The organism is Parabacteroides sp. AF21-43, assembly GCF_003635435.1.
In the GTDB taxonomy this organism is placed as follows: domain Bacteria; phylum Bacteroidota; class Bacteroidia; order Bacteroidales; family Tannerellaceae; genus Parabacteroides; species Parabacteroides distasonis.
Genome location: NZ_QTMG01000030.1, coordinates 22483 through 37262, shown reverse-complemented (window position 1 = coordinate 37262; position 14780 = coordinate 22483). Strand labels below are relative to the sequence as shown.

Genomic DNA, 14780 nt, shown 5'->3' with positions numbered 1-14780 from the left:
CCAAGCGTATCGATTTGTCCCTTTTGGGAGGAATAAAATTCCAAGTGTATCCATTACGATCAGATATTATTGATAAACAAATAAAAACTAAGGTTATGGCAGACAATATGGGAGGCATCTCCGATGCGTGGTTCGCTTTCTCGAGGCAAATAGCGAGCGTGTCTCAAGAGGCAGACAAAGTAAAAGTTGGACTCAAGTCCGGAGACTGGATCAACCTTCACCCGGGAAGATATGGAACCTCTATCAAGGTTGAGCCACAAGAAAGTGAATCAGGCACTCTATATAATGTATCTGGTTCCTTGCAAATACCCCGTCAATATATGACCGGCGATCTATGGCAAAAATGCGAACGATTGAACCACCTCACGGCGATCTTTAAGTATAAACACTTTAGTGGGGATACATTCGTGGTCGGATCGGATCGTTTTCCCCTAAAATGCAAATTCGAGGTGTTGCACCCCAGCGATCCTAGCGGTTTCTCGGGATACAAAATCTCGTTATCCGGAAAGCAATTGGTTCCGCAACTTCAACTGATCGATTGACCGAAGTCCTTTACCATACATATATATAAGTATATCCTTGCCATCAAAAAGGAAGATATGCTTTATCTACACAACATTCTGGGGGGAGTATGGTTCGTCGAGGAAAACTTCGCGGCGAATTATTTCCCCCTTATCGCATCTTTTCTTACCAAGCCGGAAACGATGTTCGGGAAACCCCGGAACGCTTCTTCCGAACAAGAGCCGACCGAGGATAACGCCTTGCTTTTCGCCTCCCTAAAAAATGGCGCATACCAGATCAGCGAGTATGGAGGATGGTCTCCACCCGAGGACGCACCCAAAAACTCCGTAGCCATAATGAACATCAACGGGGCGATCACGAAATACGACCAAGAATGCGGTCCATCCGGAATGCTTACCAAGGCGAATCTCCTAAACCGATGCTACAACGAGAATAATATCAAGGCGATCGTCTTGAATATCGATTCCGGCGGAGGCGAGGGAATGGGATGCCGGATCATGCAGGAAGCGATTAACAGCCGAAACAAACCTGTCGTAGCTTTCTGCAATGATTTCGTAGCGTCCGCAGCCTATGGCATCGCCTCCTGTTGCGACAAGATCGTAGCGAACTCCAATGTCTGTCGGATCGGAAGCGTGGGTACCTATATGACGATCGTTGATACCAGCGAGTATTATGCCAAGATGGGAATCAAGTTGATCGATATCTATGCCTCCAAATCCACGGACAAGAACCAAGAATTTCACAAGGCTCTGCAGGGAGATACGGAACCGCTAAAAAAAGTATGCGATACGTATAACGAGAATTTCATCTCCAGTATCGCTAACGCCCGGGTAGGCGTGATCAATGAGGATCAAGGTAAATGGGCCACCGGTAAGATGTTTTTCGCGCCGGAGGCCATGGACATCGGTATGATCGATGAGATAGATACTTTCGAGAATGTTCTTAATTATTTTAATACATAGTGATTTATGAAGTGGTTGAAAGATGATTCGTACAATGCGATGAAACAAGCGGCCGACAACTGGGACAAGCTTCTGAATAAGGTACTGGGTGATAACCCGGACATGAAAGCGGAAGACGTAACAGTGGATCAGCTGCTCGATTCGATCGAGAGCACCGGTAATACCTCCGACTTACAGGAGCAATTATCGACCGCCCAAGAAAAGTTGAAAGAGAAAGACACACTGATTGAGCAACTTCAATCAGACGTGGCAGAGCTAAAGGGAACACCGGCAGGCAAAAAGCCGGAAGCAAAAGTAAAGCAAGAGCCGACCGCAGAGACCGGAGATATCAAGGATTTCGCCGATAAGCATGAGGATGATACCCTCGCTATCATGGCCGAGGCTGAGAAAACAGGATTTTTTAAACACTAAGAACAATGGCAAAACAAGGCATTTTAGATATTGAGAAACTGAATCGTTACGCGAAGGATTACGATAACGTGTTGCGTACCCTTCCCTATTTCACGTTTCAGGAGTTCGCCGCGGCCATGAAGCTCAACGTGATCGAGATCGAGAATGAGGACGTGATCGTGAACGCTCGCCGCAAAGCCGGACACACCGGCCCATATAAAGCCGGGGCCGAGATTAAGTATCCCGATGAGATCGGTAAATTGGTAGAGATGTCCATCAAACCGGAACTTACCGTTTCTCGTTTGAAGGATAACATCTTAAATTATACGGAAAAACGTATTCTCTCCAACGCCGGAGAGAAGGTGGACCATACGGTAAAGAAACACCCCATGGAGAAATTCGTGGTGGATAATCACATCATCAGCCATTCGGAGGATATCACTTTCTCCGCTTTCTTCGCCGAGAGAAACGACAATGTGTATAGCCCGATGAGTTCTTTCACCGGATTTTTCCCTTGGATCGATCATTTCAAGACAACGAAGGATATCACCATGGCGAATCGTAACCTAGTACGTACCGGTACGTTTGGCGGTGGTGACGGTGTAGATGATTACGATCGTCTGGTCAACTTCTTACGTGCGGCACATCCTTTCTTACGCCGTAAAGCGATCCTGTATTATGCCAACGAGATCGAGTTGATCTGTAAGGAGGCTTACCGGCAAAAGACAAAAGCGTTCGCCCGCCCATCCACCGAGGAGTTTTGGAAGGCGGTCAAGGACGACGCCAAGTTCCCGGGACTGGAACCTGTCACCCATGAGGCATACGGAACAGGACAGGCCTTGATCTTAATCCGTCCCGGAATGCTGGATTTTGGCGTGAATACGAAGAAGGCGACCCGGTTCGTCCAGATCCGCGATATCTTCGAGGACCCGAACGAGGTTCAGTTCTGGCTACAAGCCGGGTACGGTACCCGCTTTCAGGATATCCATCCGAAGGTATTCCAGATTAACGAGTTCACCAATGAGGGCGTTGATTTAGCGGGCGACTACGTAACCGGTGCCGCCCTGACCGTCACGATCGAGAGCGACGAGGCCATAGAAGCCGGTGCCGCTTGGAAGGTGGGCGAGAACGGCGAATGGATGAGAAGCGGAGCTACCCTTTTAGGCATACCCAAAGGTGAGCAAACCGTATCCTTCAAGGATATCGCCGGTTATACCAAGCCGGCAGACGTGAAAGTCACGGTAGCCGATGGAGAGGACTTCACCGCTTCCGGTACTTATACCAAATCGTAAAACCAGTAAATAAATAAAACGATGAAAGATTTCAGAAAAGTTTTGTCCGTATTGTTTCTGCTAGCGGTGCTATCCGTCCTCTTCATGGGGGCGGACGTTCCGGCGGATTATGTGATGTGCGCCTCGTTTGGCCCTGTTTTATGGCCAGCTGGAGCGGACAATATGGGGGGTTATAAAGGTCGTATCGCCTTTATTCCGGAAACCTCAGTCTCTGTCGTCCCCACGCTCCCCAAAGAGGCCAAGGCCACAGCCGATTTCGTGACGGCGACAGGAGCTTTTACCTTTTTAGAGTCGGGAGGTAAACCGACACCTATTTACGCGACACGGGCAACTGTAGGATACAAAGCGGAGTCTCAAGGCGAGACAGATTGTAAAAGTTACAAGATCAGCGGCGAGTTCTTCCACCCCGGCAAGAAAGTGGAAGCCGCCGCTTTCGCCCGGCAGATCTGCAATACGCCCGGCTATTTGATCATCGAGGACAACGAGAGCCAGCAGCTTATCGGACAGCCCGGCTATCCTTGTACGGTTACCGCCTCTTTCGACGGCGGCAAGGCGGCGGCCGACAAAAGAGGTTGGTCCTTCACTTTCGAGGCCGATAGCCCCGCCCCTATGATTATCATGGGAACGCCTATCGATATAGACGCATTATTCACCGGGGTAGCTCCTACTCCACCGGAAGGAGGTTCTTAAATGATAACATTACAATACTGGTTAGCGGACCGTAAGCGTAAATACGCGGACGGTCTAGCGCTTTTTCAAGCTCTAGCTCCGGAGGAGATGAGAAAGAAGTATATCGCTTTCTTTAGCGAGGTAAAGGAGGTTCCGCAGTTCGATTCCCATTTCACCGTATTGGTGAATAAGTTGACAACCGTAGCGCGCCTATCGTCGGCCCAACCCCAGATAACAATCTCCGAACGGGGTTCGATACTCTTGAAAACAGCGGTCGCGGCAACAAAGGCGATCGAGAAAACAGCGGATCAGCAAAAAGGCGATAAAGTCTTAAAAGAAATCCTCGTGAAAGAATCCGAGCTATTCAAGCTACAAGACAAGATCACCGAGCTGGAGGAAGACAATGACGATAAATCCGGAGAGATCGATCAATTGCAAGCCGAGCTGGAGGAAGCGCAGGAAGAGTTGCAAGAACTGCAAGATCAATTCGCCCTGTTACGGCCCGGAGCGAAGATCGCCACATACTCCTCCCTTCCGGATAACATCCGTACGATCTTCGACGAGGTCCGCCAGATCACCCCCTTGTACGCCGCCTTATTCACGGAGATGCAGAACGAGGCCCTTACTCCGGAGCAACGCAAGCCGATCGCCGATCAGGTGCATGAGCTTTGGAGCCGCCGTACCAAGCTATGGGACCAGATCGACGCTTGGGCCGAGGGTAAGCAGATCCAGTTAAAAACCGAGGTTCAAAAAACCGAGGAGCTCCCGGCCGATCAATTGCTGAAAGGTATGCAGATCGCCAACCGGATCGAACGACTGAGGGAGAATATCCGGCGCACGGAAACCTCTATCGCCCAACATGAGAAAAACGGAAAGCTTAACCTCCGGCAAAAATCAGAACAACGCTTGGCTTATTACAAACGTGAGCTGGCGGAACTGGATAACTTGAAATAAATCTTGCTTCCATAATGAAGGGGAATAGACAATCCATAAGGTATTGGCTGTTCCCCTTTATCATAACCTATTTAGAAAGAATGAACAAGGAACTAACATCATACGACAAGATAGCCACGGTACTTTTCAAAGGGCATGAAGAAGCGGCAAGCCTTCTCTCCTGCCGGGAGCTTATGCAAAAAGATCGCTGGATGTTATGTGTTTCCAAGTTATTGGAAGACCCCATGACAGCTGACAAAGACCTGATCGCTTTCCTGATGGCCGGTTGCGACGGCAGTTGTGAGCCCGTATCACAAGCCACCGCTTACCGTGATCTGGCCGCTATCCGGAGACTCGTAGGAAATGTACAGTTAGCCGGCAAGAACTGGTATCGTTACATGGTGATCGAGGCCGCCAAGGAAGGTATCCGCATCGCCCGGGAAGCCAAAGACCCCAAAGGTATCGCCGCCAACGCGGACAAGATCGGTAAATACACCCGCTCCGATAAAGAAGACGATGACATTGATCGAAGCGCTTGGGAACCACCCTGCTTTGAGCCATCCGATGATGTCACGTTAATGGGAGATGATTTCAAGCCTATCCCTAATCTTGAAGAAGAAAGGAAATCATTCCGGGCATTGTTCAAGCAAGATCATGATATCGTAGATATTGAACCCATTACAGACGACTATGGCACTGATGACTGAACCTTTCACCCGTAAAGCGAAAGAGGCGCAACGCAAGTTTTTCAATAAGATGCAACGCATGGGAATGGCGATCGCCGCCCACGACGAGTATTGGGTGTGTAGCCGTGGTACCGGTAAATCCGAGGGTTTGGACGCACGCTTCATCATCCGGAATGTTTGGTCCATGCCGGGTTCTACCGGGGCTTTAATCTCTCCATCCTATGCCAAGGCTTGGGGTAATACGCTACCGGCGATTATTCACGCTCTCGCCGAATGGGGCTATATCGAGGGCATTCATTTCTTTGTTGGCCGCAAGGCACCCCTGTCCGCCAACTTCGGAAAGCCCAAGCGCCCGCCGCTTCAGACCGCATGGGGCAATTGCATTCATTTCTGGAATGGCACCGTATTGGTCGTACTCTCCTTCAGTCAAGGGATGTCAGCGAACTCCATGTCCTTAGATTGGGTAATCGGTCCGGAGGCGAAATTCCTAGACTACGATAAGATAAAATCCGAGGTTGATCCCGCCAATCGGGGAAATTTGCAAGATTTCAACCAATGCCCTTGGCATCATTCCGTTCTCTATTCCACGGATATGCCAACCTTAAAAGCCGGACGTTGGATATTGGATAAGATCAACGACATGAATCCGGTTCATATCAACTTGATCCGGAACCTATACCGGGAAATGAAATTAACCGAGCGCCTTCCGGAACAAACATCATACACCCAACGCAAATACAAAGAATTACGCCATGACTTAATGTTGGCCCGTAAGTATCAAGCACCTGTCAAACCTATGCGTGGCAAGACCCGGGAGTACACGGTATATTACGGAGAGTATGATATTTTCGATAACATGGAAGTCGTAGGCAAGGATTACATTTGGCAAATGTACCGCAACGTCCCTTCCCTTATATGGCGTACCGCGTTCATGAACGAACGCCTGTTCCGTGTCGCTAATGGCTTCTATTCGGCCTTGAACGATTACCATTTCTATACCCCCGGCGATACTCGCTACATGGGTAGCATGGGAGCGGACTGGAACCGGCTGCGACTGGCCGGATGCCTAGCCGATGGGGATCTGGATATGGACGCTCCCTTGCTAATCGGTTTCGATAGTAACTCCGCAATCAATACCGCATGTATCGGACAGGTACAAGGCCATCAATTACGTACCCTAAAGAGCTTCTTTGTCAAGACCCCCGATAAGCTGGATGAATTGGCTCGTCAGGTTTGCGAATACTACAAATACAAGCTCAAACGTGATATCATCTTCTTTTATGACCAGACCTTCACGTGGACTACCGGCAATAACTCCGAGTCCTATCAAGATACCATCATCCGGATCTTCAAGGAATATGGTTGGGATATCACCGATATCTATATCGGACAGGTAAGCCGCCACGACTGGAGGCACGAGCAAATAGACCGGGCCTTAAAGCATGATCCGACGCTCCTTTATCCTGTTTTCAATAAATACAACAACGAGTTCCTCAAACTCGCCATGGAGCAAACAGCGGTGAAAGTAGGCAAGAACGGATTCGAGAAAGACAAATCGCCGGAAGCTACAGAAGACAGCCCCGATAACCCGGATGAGTACAAGACACACATTACCGACGCATGGGACACATTGTTTGTCGGCGCGAATTTCTTTATGCCTGAACTCGCGTACGCGGAATCCGGAATCATCTTCCTTCATTAAAAATCGGTAGACGCATTTCATGCGTGATCTGTCTGAGGGAGGCAGCAGATAAGGTGAAAAATTGAACTTGCGCCCGCATTTTTTTTGTAGGGCGCTGCGGGGCGCTTTCGCACGCTTTGAGAAAAAAACGCTACTTGAGAGGTGCGCAACTATTAAGTATCAACAAATTAACATTTCAACAATGAGAAACCGTTGCGAAATATGCGGGGACAAAAAAAGAGCCTCTGTTATGGAGGCCCTAAATGCGCTGTTATGATTTGTACTTGCCGTGGCGTGAGTAAGCGTTGCCCGGAATGATACCCGGCTTCGGTAATCTCATAAAGTAACGCCTTGTTTAGATTAATCCATCTCTTTAGCTGGATCGAGGCCGAAGCGGGTGCGCTATTCGGGAAATATTGAATGCCTAGCTCCTGCAACCCGTAAGCCCTTATCTTAAAATTCTCATTGTCCATCCTTCTCTATTTATAAATTATCAAATATACTGAATACTAACCTCATAAAAAAAGGACGCACCCTCTTTTCCAAAACGATGCGCCCTTCTCCCTCAAACGATGCGTGCTTTTAGCCTAGATCTCGTCCGGACTCTCGGAGTCGTTTCCTCCCTCGCCTTTTTCCACGCTTACCTTCTCGAATCGCAATACCTTCGCTTGCGAGCGAAGCGCCTTACCCGGAGAGAAGGTGTACTTAGGACGACGAATCTTAGTAGCGTTGAAATCCTTCTCCACCTTCGTCCCCTCACTACCGAACGTGATACGGAAATTACCGAACTCACCCAGCTGTACGATCTTGCCGTCCGACATCTCCAGCTTCATCACGTAGATAAGCGAGTCCAGCACCGCTTTCACGTCTGCGCTGGATACGCAAGAACGCTCGCCAATCATGGAGCAAAGACGCTCCATATCACTAGTACCCGTAGATTTCGCCTGTGCGTAATAAAGCTTATCGCCTTCAGTCGCTCCCTTGTGCATGTCCCGTCGCTGCACTAATTTGTAAGTTGTAGCCATTGTTTGTTGATTGTTTTGAAGTGAATAATAGATAGTTGTGTCGTGATCACGGGGGTAAAGGTGGGATATGGTGATTATAGGATGTTAGGGATTACCTAGCAGTGTAAAGTTATATAAGGATATTACGATTTTTTCTTTGCCATCCCAAAAACTTTCACCATATTTGCGACATGGCAACCAAGAATGAATTAGAAAAAAGTAAAGTAAGAAAGGAAACTACCGCTAAGTTCTTTTTTGATATGGCAAAGTTGACATTTGCGGCTTTGGTGCTAGGGGTAGCGGCCTCTTTACTAAACCGGGAGATAGAGGATGAGATACCAAGTATGGCTAATTATCTTTTTGCGATGGGATTCATCGGTACGGTTGCCTTTGCGATGATTGGATATAGAATCTTAAAATAATAATAATATGCAGATAGCAGTTGTTTTTTTCACCGTTGTAGCTATTGTTGCCGTAGGCATATTAGCGTATACTTATACACCATCCGGAAAACGATGGATAGAGAACATGTGATAAATCCTTTTTGGAATATTCCCCAGCCGGCCCAATAAAAGCCGGCTTTTTCTTTGCCATCCCAAAAACTTTCACCATATTTGCAATGTCCTATTTCACGAAAGGCGGGTGACCGCCGAACATATTTGTATCGGCATTTTTTGTGTCCATACTAGTACGTATATATAATACAACGGTTTCGTACCCCCTTGATATGGCTTAATGGCCATAACTGCCTTTCGTGGTGTAGGACAAAGGGACAGGCGAGACCGTTTTTTGTTTTTCCTGCCCCAAACAAACAATGTTAGTTATGTCCAAACACGAAAACATTTGTTTGCCGGGGAATAATAGTACCCTACAATCAACGTCCACTCACGAAACGAGTTTCTTTTCTTGGATCACCGTCCAGAAGTTCTACAACTTGTTACCTCTTGGTATCACGCCCTGTAAATCCATTCACGAGGCAAAGATGTACACGGTAGCTTTATTAACAATGCTGTCTCCGGCGTTCTTACCGCTGATTGGAGTGGCTTGGTTCGTGTACTGCTCAGCGAAGAAAGGAGGCCGGTCATGAAAGCAAGCCCTTACATAGAACAAATACGGGTGAAATCCCCCGGCAAGAAAGAAGAAGTTCTTTATTGCATTGACTGTAATGAGTACCGCATGAGCGATATAACAGAAGAGCAACTTACGGATATATATAACTTGATCGGGGAGTTCCTCGGGAAAGGAGGTGAGCAATGAGAACTATTAAAACATTAGAGGAAGCCCACCGGATAATCGCTGAATTGGAAATGGAAATCAAAGAAACAAAAAGAAAACATGATGCCGCCTGTGAAAAAATAGGTTGGTTAAAAGGTAAGCTATCTGAGTGCGGAATACCTATTCGCATAGGAGATATGACCATTTTCACTATTATAAAAGGGGGTAAAGCCATATGACACTCCAAGAAGCCCTTCGCCTACTCGACATCGTGACCGATGTAAACGAGCAATACAGCAAACAAGAACGAATACGTGCCGCCATGCGGCTAGAAGAACTACTCCGGCTACTATTGCCGGAAGAATAATATCAATCAAGCCCCGCCCGGAGAAATCCTCGCGGGGCTTTTTCATGTCCTTTTCCGAAGGTATGATTACGAGCATCTTTGTGAAAAATGTTTGGAGATGATATCACAGGTATTTAGCCCGATCGTAGAGAGGATCTTGATAAAGCTCCAGATGGTATTGAACCATTCTTGGGGCTGGATAATAAGCGGAATGATATTCTTATTGAATTTTATCTCGCCCGTGAAATACGCTTTCGCCGCTATGGGCGTAGCTATTACGGCCGACTTGCTATTCGGGATGTTCTCGGCAAAGAAGCAAGGTAAATTCTTCCTATCACAAAGCGGAAGAGATACCCCCGCCAAGGTGATCGTCTATTTCAGTTTCATGCTCGTGGTATTCGTTACGGAACGGATATTCACTCAAGATAACGCCATAATCACCAAGGCCGGATGTACCCTAGCCTGTGTGTGCGAGCTGTGGAGCATGCTGGGTAGCGCATTGATTATCTGGCCGAACATGATGTTTCCAAAGCTGCTTAAACTACAGCTCAAAGGAGAGATCGAGTCTAAGCTAGGAAAGAATATTAGTAACCAATTAGATAAGGAGGATTGTAAAAATGACAACGACACCAAGGGGAATCCGAAACAACAACCCCGGTAATATCCGGAACTCGGAGCGGAACGACTGGGCCGGAGAAGTATCGAAAGCCGATAAAAAGGACAACGCTTTCGAGGAATTCAAGGATATACCGCATGGGATACGGGCCATGATGAAGCTCTTGCTAAAATACCAGCGATCGTATAACCTACATTCCATAAAGGAACTGATAGAACGATGGGCACCCCGCGATGAGAATGACACGGCGGCTTACGTACGATGGGTATGCCGGGAGATGCAAATGCCGGACTGTTGCCGGCTAGACCTGTCGGACAAGGGAACGATGTGCGCCCTAGTGGATGCCATGTGCTACATGGAGAACGGCGAGCGTATCCCTATGGAAGATATCGAGGCCGGCTGGGAACTGATGTGAGAGTGGTATTGTTTATGCGAACTCCCTTTTGGATAGCGAATCATGGAATATGGACTTTATAAGAGATTGTGTGTCTTGGCCGGAATGGTGGCTCTTTGCGCTAGCTGCTCCGTGCGTCGTAGCGCTTCTGATCATAGCCATTACAGAGATCAAGAGCGACAGGTATTGGAGAGCTTGGATACCTCTATGGATGTACGGCTTGCCAGTTCCAACACCGTGCGAGATCGGTGGAGAAACATCCGGATCATACGAAGGGAATTCGACCTTGAGCGGCAGCCGGACGAAAACGGCCGATACCCGGTCAAGGCGGAAACGACACTCGAAGGCGAGGAACATGAGAACGAGCGAAAAGAAGAAGCGGAAAGCCAAAAGAAAGAGGAGAACGAGAGCGTTTTCGCCCGGTCGGAAGCCAGCCATGAGGAAGAGCGGTCCGGAGATACCGAACTCAACTCCGATGTCGGCAAGAACGCCCTCGGGTGGTGGGCGCTCGGCGTAACGATGGTTCTGGCCTTGGTAATCTTTTTAAGATGGAGATATGGAAAAAAGGATAAAACAAAGTGATGTCTGGGCTGTCATGCAGCAAAAGGATGACCGGGGACGATACAAGATGTTCTCGTTCTCGTACGTGCGGTTGAATGAAAGCCGGGAGGGAAATGGCTCTCCCGGCTCGATCGAGAATTATGAGGTAGCCTACTTCAGCTCGATCCACGCCAAGGGAAGCACGGTAAACATCCGGATTCGGGGCGAACGGTTCCCACGGAAGTTCATCCGTTGCATGATCATCCGGATTAACGGTAAAAAAATATACGCATAATGGGACGCAAGAACGTATTTCTAATGGGTGACACCGCTTTCCTCCCCGGAGCGAAAGCGGCGGTGGTCATGACCGAGGACGTAGGTTTTCTGGAGGATAAAAAATTCACGGCCACGGTCATTACCCCGGCCAAAGGATCTTCCGTCAAGAAAGAGGTCAGGTTTGTCCCGTTCGGTCACCAAGACAAGTTGCCCGTAAGGATCATGAAAAAGATCGCCGACAACACCATCGTAGGCAGCAATATCGAGTTCAAGGCGAACATGGCCTACGGCGATGGGTTGATGGTCTGCCGGAGGGTGAAGAATCCGGAGACCCAAAAGATCGAGCTGGAGGAACTTACCCCGGAAGAGGCTCCGGAGATATTCCAGTTCATATCGGACAGCAACTACTTACGGGTAATGTCCGAGCTGGCCAACGATCTGGTCGTATTCTCCGACTCTTTCGTCTATCTGGCTTTTGGCAAACGGAAGGCCGGAGAGAAACCGAAGGTAGTCCAGATCTGGCACCGGGAGATGTGCTTTTCCCGGATCAGCGAGCAAGACGAGAAGACGAAACGCATCGAGTATCATGGTTATTCCTCGCAATGGGGAGAGGAGTCATTTCCGGACGACGTGATCGTAACGAGATTGCTAGACCGCCGAAGCCCGCTTTACGATCTCAAGGTTCGTACCGGGCTCGTACCCGATCCGGAGACCGGAGAGAAAAAGGACGAGGAAGAGAATGGCTATACGTTAAGCCTCAATATGCCGGTACCGGGGCGTTTTTATTACAACCGCCCTTATTGGTGGTCCATCTTCCTCGATTGGTACGAGTTCAGTTGCGCCATCCCGAAATTCAAGAAGGCGTTGCTGAAAAACCAGATGGTCTTGAAATATCACGTCTCCATCAACATGAAATTTTGGGACAAGCTTTACGACTCGGAAGGTATCCCCAAGGATGACAAGAAGAAACGGAACGAGCGCAAGAACGCTTTCCTACAACAACTGAACGACTTCCTTTCCGGAGAGGAGAACGCCGGCAAGAGCTTCGTATCCCATTTCCGGTATGATCAGATCAATAAATACGAGGAGAGCGATATCATCATCAAGCCCTTGGAATCATTTATCAAGGGCGGTGAGTATATCGAGGACTCGGAGGAAGCGACAAACGTGATCTGTAACACGATGGGCGTACATCCGTCCTTGAAAGGAGCGTCGCCCGGGAAATCGAAGAACATCAACGGTACCGAGGCCCGGGAGTTATTCATTATCGCCCAAGTACTGTTCAAGCCGCTCCGGGACATGATGGTTCTCCCGCTATACCTAGCCCGGGAGATCAACGGATGGGGAAAAGACATCGAGTTCGTGATACCCAATATCATGCTAACGACACTCGATAAGAACACGGGATCGGAAAAGAGTATCGGTAACGAAAAAGTATAATCATGACACAGCCATTCCTACAAACGATAGATGATTTGAGGCATACCGTCAAGGTAAACGCCTCATTTAAGTTCGAGATATTGGAGCCTTATCTTCAAGACGCTTTCGATCGATATATCGTCCCCTACCTCGGGGAAGCCTTGGTCGATCGGCTGTATCGAGAGCCGTTAACGGAAGATATCCTTACGATCAAGACGCTCGCCAGCCGGACACTGGGACCATTGGCCGTGGCGATAGCCAGTCCGGAGCTAGGGGTCTTGATCGGTGACAGCGGGCATACGGTAGGCCGGAACGATAAGTTCACCGTAGCCAGCGACCAAAAGATCGCCCGATCGGAAGAGAGCATGCAGGAACGGGGATGGAATAACTTGGATAAGCTACTGGAGCATCTCGGAAGCCACGAGAACGACTATCCGGAATGGAAAGAAAGCCGCTATTACAAGAACCAAGCCAACGACCACTACCTTAATTCCGCCCGGGAGTTTCAGGATTACGGTAAGGTGAATATCGATTATTCCCGGTTGACCTTCGAAAAGTTCCGTCCCCTACTCGATACACTGGAGATGAAGCTATGCCGCTGGATCGGGACCACTCTTGACAAGAGCTTAAAAGACACCTTAAGAACCGGCGTGGATGATCCGCTCCGGATCAAGCTGATTGATTATATCCGGGTATGGCTCGCCATGTACGTAGCCAAGCTCCATACCAGCCAAACCACCCGGGTACAACGTACGGCGGCCGGCCAGCTGGAGTTTAAACCCGTGATCTATCCGCTGTATTCCGATCCCACGGACAACGGTAATTTCTACGCCGAGCAGGTAACGTCGTTAGAAGCGGTAATCGAGGATTACATGAAAGTTTACGCCCCGGAACTAGGCCTCCCCGCTCCTATCAAGAACGACTTTAATTCCAAGGACAAACATATTTTCGTATTATGAGAAAAATAACGATCAAAGATATCGATTACCTCGTGCCCGGCACATGGGATGAGATGACAGCGGAACAGCTTTGCTTTCTCGCCAATATTTTGAACTCGAAAAGTACGGCCCAAGAAGCCAAGGTCAAGATGCTATTGTTTTGCCTGTCCGCGAGAATCCGGCGATACCAGAAAGCCAATGGAACCGGTTACGCCGTTTCCCTTCCCAAAGATCGTATATGGATCACGGCCGAGCAACTGGCGGCGTTGAGCACCATCTTTGATTTCTTATTCCAAGAGACAGAAAAAGGGATCGAGCTGGATATCCGCTTAACCCGTAACCCATTCCCCGTCTACAAAGACAAAGATATCGAGTTATACGGCCCGGAAGACGGCCTGACCAATATCAGCTACGGACAGTTCATCATGCTACAGACTTGGCAACAGCGGATGAGACAGGATTTATTCGAGGCATTGGATAACTTCCTATCCATAATCTGGAAAGACGGCTCATTCTCCATACGTGAGGACGGTGATCCGGCTTGGTTCCGGAATGTAGAGCCGATCGTAAAGACAGTCATGTTCTGGTACTACCTAGGTAGCATGAATTTCATACAAGCAAAGTTCTCCCGGGTATTCTCCTCCGGAGGGAATGAAGCCCCTTTGGATATATTCGACACGCAACAACGCATCGTGGATGAGATGGCCAGCGGAGACGTGACCAAGAAAGAACAGGTAAAACAATCCCTTTTATACGACGCTCTCTATACCCTAGAAGTAGCGATCGAAAAAGAGGAGAAAAAGAAACAAGATATGTAGTAATAGGTGTTTTTCATGGTATTAGATTTTTAGATTAGTAATGGACAGCCGCTTTGCCTGTGAAGGTGGAGCGGTTTTG

At 48.5% G+C, this 14780-nt stretch carries 22 protein-coding genes; 20 read left to right on the top strand and 2 right to left on the bottom strand.

Annotation, left to right across the window (positions count from 1 at the left end; genetic code table 11):
• The first annotated feature begins 95 nt into the window (after positions 1 to 95).
• The 8 genes from DWX84_RS17630 to DWX84_RS17595 all read left to right on the top strand — a co-directional run bounded on the left by DWX84_RS17630 (position 96) and on the right by DWX84_RS17595 (position 7156).
• Positions 96 to 542 (top strand): hypothetical protein, encoded by a 447-nt coding sequence (locus DWX84_RS17630; protein WP_022192461.1) that lies wholly within the window; start codon positions 96 to 98, stop codon positions 540 to 542.
• 57 nt (positions 543 to 599) lie between these two features.
• A complete protein-coding gene (locus DWX84_RS17625) occupies positions 600 to 1484 on the top strand; it encodes a S49 family peptidase (RefSeq protein WP_009018463.1) in 885 nt (294 codons plus the stop codon).
• 6 nt (positions 1485 to 1490) lie between these two features.
• Positions 1491 to 1895, top strand: a complete 405-nt coding sequence (locus DWX84_RS17620; protein WP_048928096.1) for a peptidase S49 — start codon at positions 1491 to 1493, stop codon at positions 1893 to 1895.
• Positions 1896 to 1900: 5 nt separating this feature from the next.
• On the top strand, positions 1901 to 3166 hold the full coding sequence (locus DWX84_RS17615) for a hypothetical protein (protein ID WP_009018465.1): 1266 nt from the start codon (positions 1901 to 1903) through the stop codon (positions 3164 to 3166).
• Positions 3167 to 3187: 21 nt separating this feature from the next.
• A complete protein-coding gene (locus tag DWX84_RS17610; RefSeq protein WP_009018466.1) occupies positions 3188 to 3856 on the top strand; it encodes a hypothetical protein in 669 nt (222 codons plus the stop codon).
• On the top strand, positions 3857 to 4789 hold the full coding sequence (locus DWX84_RS17605; RefSeq protein WP_048928095.1) for a hypothetical protein: 933 nt from the start codon (positions 3857 to 3859) through the stop codon (positions 4787 to 4789).
• An 80-nt stretch (positions 4790 to 4869) separates the two neighbouring features.
• The gene (locus DWX84_RS17600; protein ID WP_048928121.1) at positions 4870 to 5475 is read left to right on the top strand and encodes a hypothetical protein; all 606 of its coding nucleotides are present in this window, start codon (positions 4870 to 4872) and stop codon (positions 5473 to 5475) included.
• Positions 5459 to 7156, top strand: a complete 1698-nt coding sequence (locus DWX84_RS17595; protein ID WP_229103434.1) for a hypothetical protein — start codon at positions 5459 to 5461, stop codon at positions 7154 to 7156. Before DWX84_RS17600 ends, DWX84_RS17595 begins: the two co-directional genes overlap by 17 nt.
• A gap of 227 nt (positions 7157 to 7383) precedes the next feature.
• Here DWX84_RS17595 and DWX84_RS17590 read toward each other — a convergent pair whose 3' ends face one another.
• Complete coding sequence (locus tag DWX84_RS17590) at positions 7384 to 7608, bottom strand: DUF4248 domain-containing protein (RefSeq protein ID WP_009018470.1); 225 nt, start codon at positions 7606 to 7608, stop codon at positions 7384 to 7386.
• A 114-nt stretch (positions 7609 to 7722) separates the two neighbouring features.
• Positions 7723 to 8160 carry an HU family DNA-binding protein gene (locus DWX84_RS17585; RefSeq protein ID WP_022192455.1) on the bottom strand — a complete coding sequence of 146 codons (438 nt, stop codon included), beginning with the start codon at positions 8158 to 8160 and terminating at the stop codon, positions 7723 to 7725.
• A gap of 239 nt (positions 8161 to 8399) precedes the next feature.
• On the opposite strand from DWX84_RS17585, the gene DWX84_RS17580 reads away from it, so the two are divergent.
• The 12 genes from DWX84_RS17580 to DWX84_RS17535 all read left to right on the top strand — a co-directional run bounded on the left by DWX84_RS17580 (position 8400) and on the right by DWX84_RS17535 (position 14701).
• Complete coding sequence (locus tag DWX84_RS17580) at positions 8400 to 8561, top strand: hypothetical protein (RefSeq protein ID WP_227713729.1); 162 nt, start codon at positions 8400 to 8402, stop codon at positions 8559 to 8561.
• Between the two features lie 401 nt (positions 8562 to 8962).
• Positions 8963 to 9226: a hypothetical protein gene (locus tag DWX84_RS17575; RefSeq protein ID WP_048928092.1), complete on the top strand. Its 264-nt coding sequence runs from the start codon at positions 8963 to 8965 to the stop codon at positions 9224 to 9226.
• Positions 9223 to 9396, top strand: a complete 174-nt coding sequence (locus tag DWX84_RS21535) for a hypothetical protein (RefSeq protein WP_154396219.1) — start codon at positions 9223 to 9225, stop codon at positions 9394 to 9396. Before DWX84_RS17575 ends, DWX84_RS21535 begins: the two co-directional genes overlap by 4 nt.
• A complete protein-coding gene (locus DWX84_RS17570) occupies positions 9393 to 9593 on the top strand; it encodes a hypothetical protein (protein WP_048928091.1) in 201 nt (66 codons plus the stop codon). The genes DWX84_RS21535 and DWX84_RS17570 overlap by 4 nt, the downstream gene beginning before the upstream one ends.
• The gene (locus DWX84_RS22110; RefSeq protein WP_255352140.1) at positions 9590 to 9721 is read left to right on the top strand and encodes a hypothetical protein; all 132 of its coding nucleotides are present in this window, start codon (positions 9590 to 9592) and stop codon (positions 9719 to 9721) included. The genes DWX84_RS17570 and DWX84_RS22110 overlap by 4 nt, the downstream gene beginning before the upstream one ends.
• A gap of 97 nt (positions 9722 to 9818) precedes the next feature.
• Positions 9819 to 10361: a phage holin family protein gene (locus DWX84_RS17565; protein ID WP_048928090.1), complete on the top strand. Its 543-nt coding sequence runs from the start codon at positions 9819 to 9821 to the stop codon at positions 10359 to 10361.
• Positions 10318 to 10731, top strand: a complete 414-nt coding sequence (locus DWX84_RS17560) for a hypothetical protein (RefSeq protein ID WP_048928089.1) — start codon at positions 10318 to 10320, stop codon at positions 10729 to 10731. The genes DWX84_RS17565 and DWX84_RS17560 overlap by 44 nt, the downstream gene beginning before the upstream one ends.
• A 42-nt stretch (positions 10732 to 10773) precedes the next feature.
• Entirely contained in the window at positions 10774 to 11292 is a 519-nt protein-coding gene (locus DWX84_RS17555) for a hypothetical protein (protein ID WP_048928088.1), read from the top strand.
• Positions 11267 to 11545 carry a hypothetical protein gene (locus DWX84_RS17550; protein WP_048928087.1) on the top strand — a complete coding sequence of 93 codons (279 nt, stop codon included), beginning with the start codon at positions 11267 to 11269 and terminating at the stop codon, positions 11543 to 11545. Before DWX84_RS17555 ends, DWX84_RS17550 begins: the two co-directional genes overlap by 26 nt.
• Positions 11545 to 12966: a hypothetical protein gene (locus tag DWX84_RS17545; RefSeq protein ID WP_048928086.1), complete on the top strand. Its 1422-nt coding sequence runs from the start codon at positions 11545 to 11547 to the stop codon at positions 12964 to 12966. Before DWX84_RS17550 ends, DWX84_RS17545 begins: the two co-directional genes overlap by 1 nt.
• Before the next feature lie 2 nt (positions 12967 to 12968).
• Positions 12969 to 13904 carry a DUF6712 family protein gene (locus DWX84_RS17540; RefSeq protein ID WP_009018483.1) on the top strand — a complete coding sequence of 312 codons (936 nt, stop codon included), beginning with the start codon at positions 12969 to 12971 and terminating at the stop codon, positions 13902 to 13904.
• The gene (locus DWX84_RS17535) at positions 13901 to 14701 is read left to right on the top strand and encodes a hypothetical protein (RefSeq protein ID WP_048928085.1); all 801 of its coding nucleotides are present in this window, start codon (positions 13901 to 13903) and stop codon (positions 14699 to 14701) included. The genes DWX84_RS17540 and DWX84_RS17535 overlap by 4 nt, the downstream gene beginning before the upstream one ends.
• The last annotated feature ends 79 nt before the right edge of the window (positions 14702 to 14780 follow it).

Bases quoted from the DNA above. Each gene is read 5' to 3' on its own strand.
- DWX84_RS17550 (WP_048928087.1), top strand. From the start codon at position 11,267: ATGGAAAAAAGGATAAAACAAAGTGATGTCTGGGCTGTCATGCAGCAA.
- DWX84_RS17600 (WP_048928121.1), top strand. From the start codon at position 4,870: ATGAACAAGGAACTAACATCATACGACAAGATAGCCACGGTACTTTTC.
- DWX84_RS22110 (WP_255352140.1), top strand. From the start codon at position 9,590: ATGACACTCCAAGAAGCCCTTCGCCTACTCGACATCGTGACCGATGTA.
- DWX84_RS17535 (WP_048928085.1), top strand. From the start codon at position 13,901: ATGAGAAAAATAACGATCAAAGATATCGATTACCTCGTGCCCGGCACA.
- DWX84_RS17595 (WP_229103434.1), top strand. From the start codon at position 5,459: ATGGCACTGATGACTGAACCTTTCACCCGTAAAGCGAAAGAGGCGCAA.
- DWX84_RS17585 (WP_022192455.1), bottom strand. From the start codon at position 8,160: ATGGCTACAACTTACAAATTAGTGCAGCGACGGGACATGCACAAGGGA.
- DWX84_RS17545 (WP_048928086.1), top strand. From the start codon at position 11,545: ATGGGACGCAAGAACGTATTTCTAATGGGTGACACCGCTTTCCTCCCC.
- DWX84_RS17620 (WP_048928096.1), top strand. From the start codon at position 1,491: ATGAAGTGGTTGAAAGATGATTCGTACAATGCGATGAAACAAGCGGCC.
- DWX84_RS17610 (WP_009018466.1), top strand. From the start codon at position 3,188: ATGAAAGATTTCAGAAAAGTTTTGTCCGTATTGTTTCTGCTAGCGGTG.
- DWX84_RS17625 (WP_009018463.1), top strand. From the start codon at position 600: ATGCTTTATCTACACAACATTCTGGGGGGAGTATGGTTCGTCGAGGAA.
- DWX84_RS17615 (WP_009018465.1), top strand. From the start codon at position 1,901: ATGGCAAAACAAGGCATTTTAGATATTGAGAAACTGAATCGTTACGCG.
- DWX84_RS17575 (WP_048928092.1), top strand. From the start codon at position 8,963: ATGTCCAAACACGAAAACATTTGTTTGCCGGGGAATAATAGTACCCTA.
- DWX84_RS17605 (WP_048928095.1), top strand. From the start codon at position 3,857: ATGATAACATTACAATACTGGTTAGCGGACCGTAAGCGTAAATACGCG.
- DWX84_RS17565 (WP_048928090.1), top strand. From the start codon at position 9,819: ATGATATCACAGGTATTTAGCCCGATCGTAGAGAGGATCTTGATAAAG.
- DWX84_RS17570 (WP_048928091.1), top strand. From the start codon at position 9,393: ATGAGAACTATTAAAACATTAGAGGAAGCCCACCGGATAATCGCTGAA.
- DWX84_RS17540 (WP_009018483.1), top strand. From the start codon at position 12,969: ATGACACAGCCATTCCTACAAACGATAGATGATTTGAGGCATACCGTC.
- DWX84_RS17560 (WP_048928089.1), top strand. From the start codon at position 10,318: ATGACAACGACACCAAGGGGAATCCGAAACAACAACCCCGGTAATATC.
- DWX84_RS21535 (WP_154396219.1), top strand. From the start codon at position 9,223: ATGAAAGCAAGCCCTTACATAGAACAAATACGGGTGAAATCCCCCGGC.
- DWX84_RS17630 (WP_022192461.1), top strand. From the start codon at position 96: ATGGCAGACAATATGGGAGGCATCTCCGATGCGTGGTTCGCTTTCTCG.
- DWX84_RS17590 (WP_009018470.1), bottom strand. From the start codon at position 7,608: ATGGACAATGAGAATTTTAAGATAAGGGCTTACGGGTTGCAGGAGCTA.
- DWX84_RS17555 (WP_048928088.1), top strand. From the start codon at position 10,774: ATGGAATATGGACTTTATAAGAGATTGTGTGTCTTGGCCGGAATGGTG.
- DWX84_RS17580 (WP_227713729.1), top strand. From the start codon at position 8,400: ATGGCAAAGTTGACATTTGCGGCTTTGGTGCTAGGGGTAGCGGCCTCT.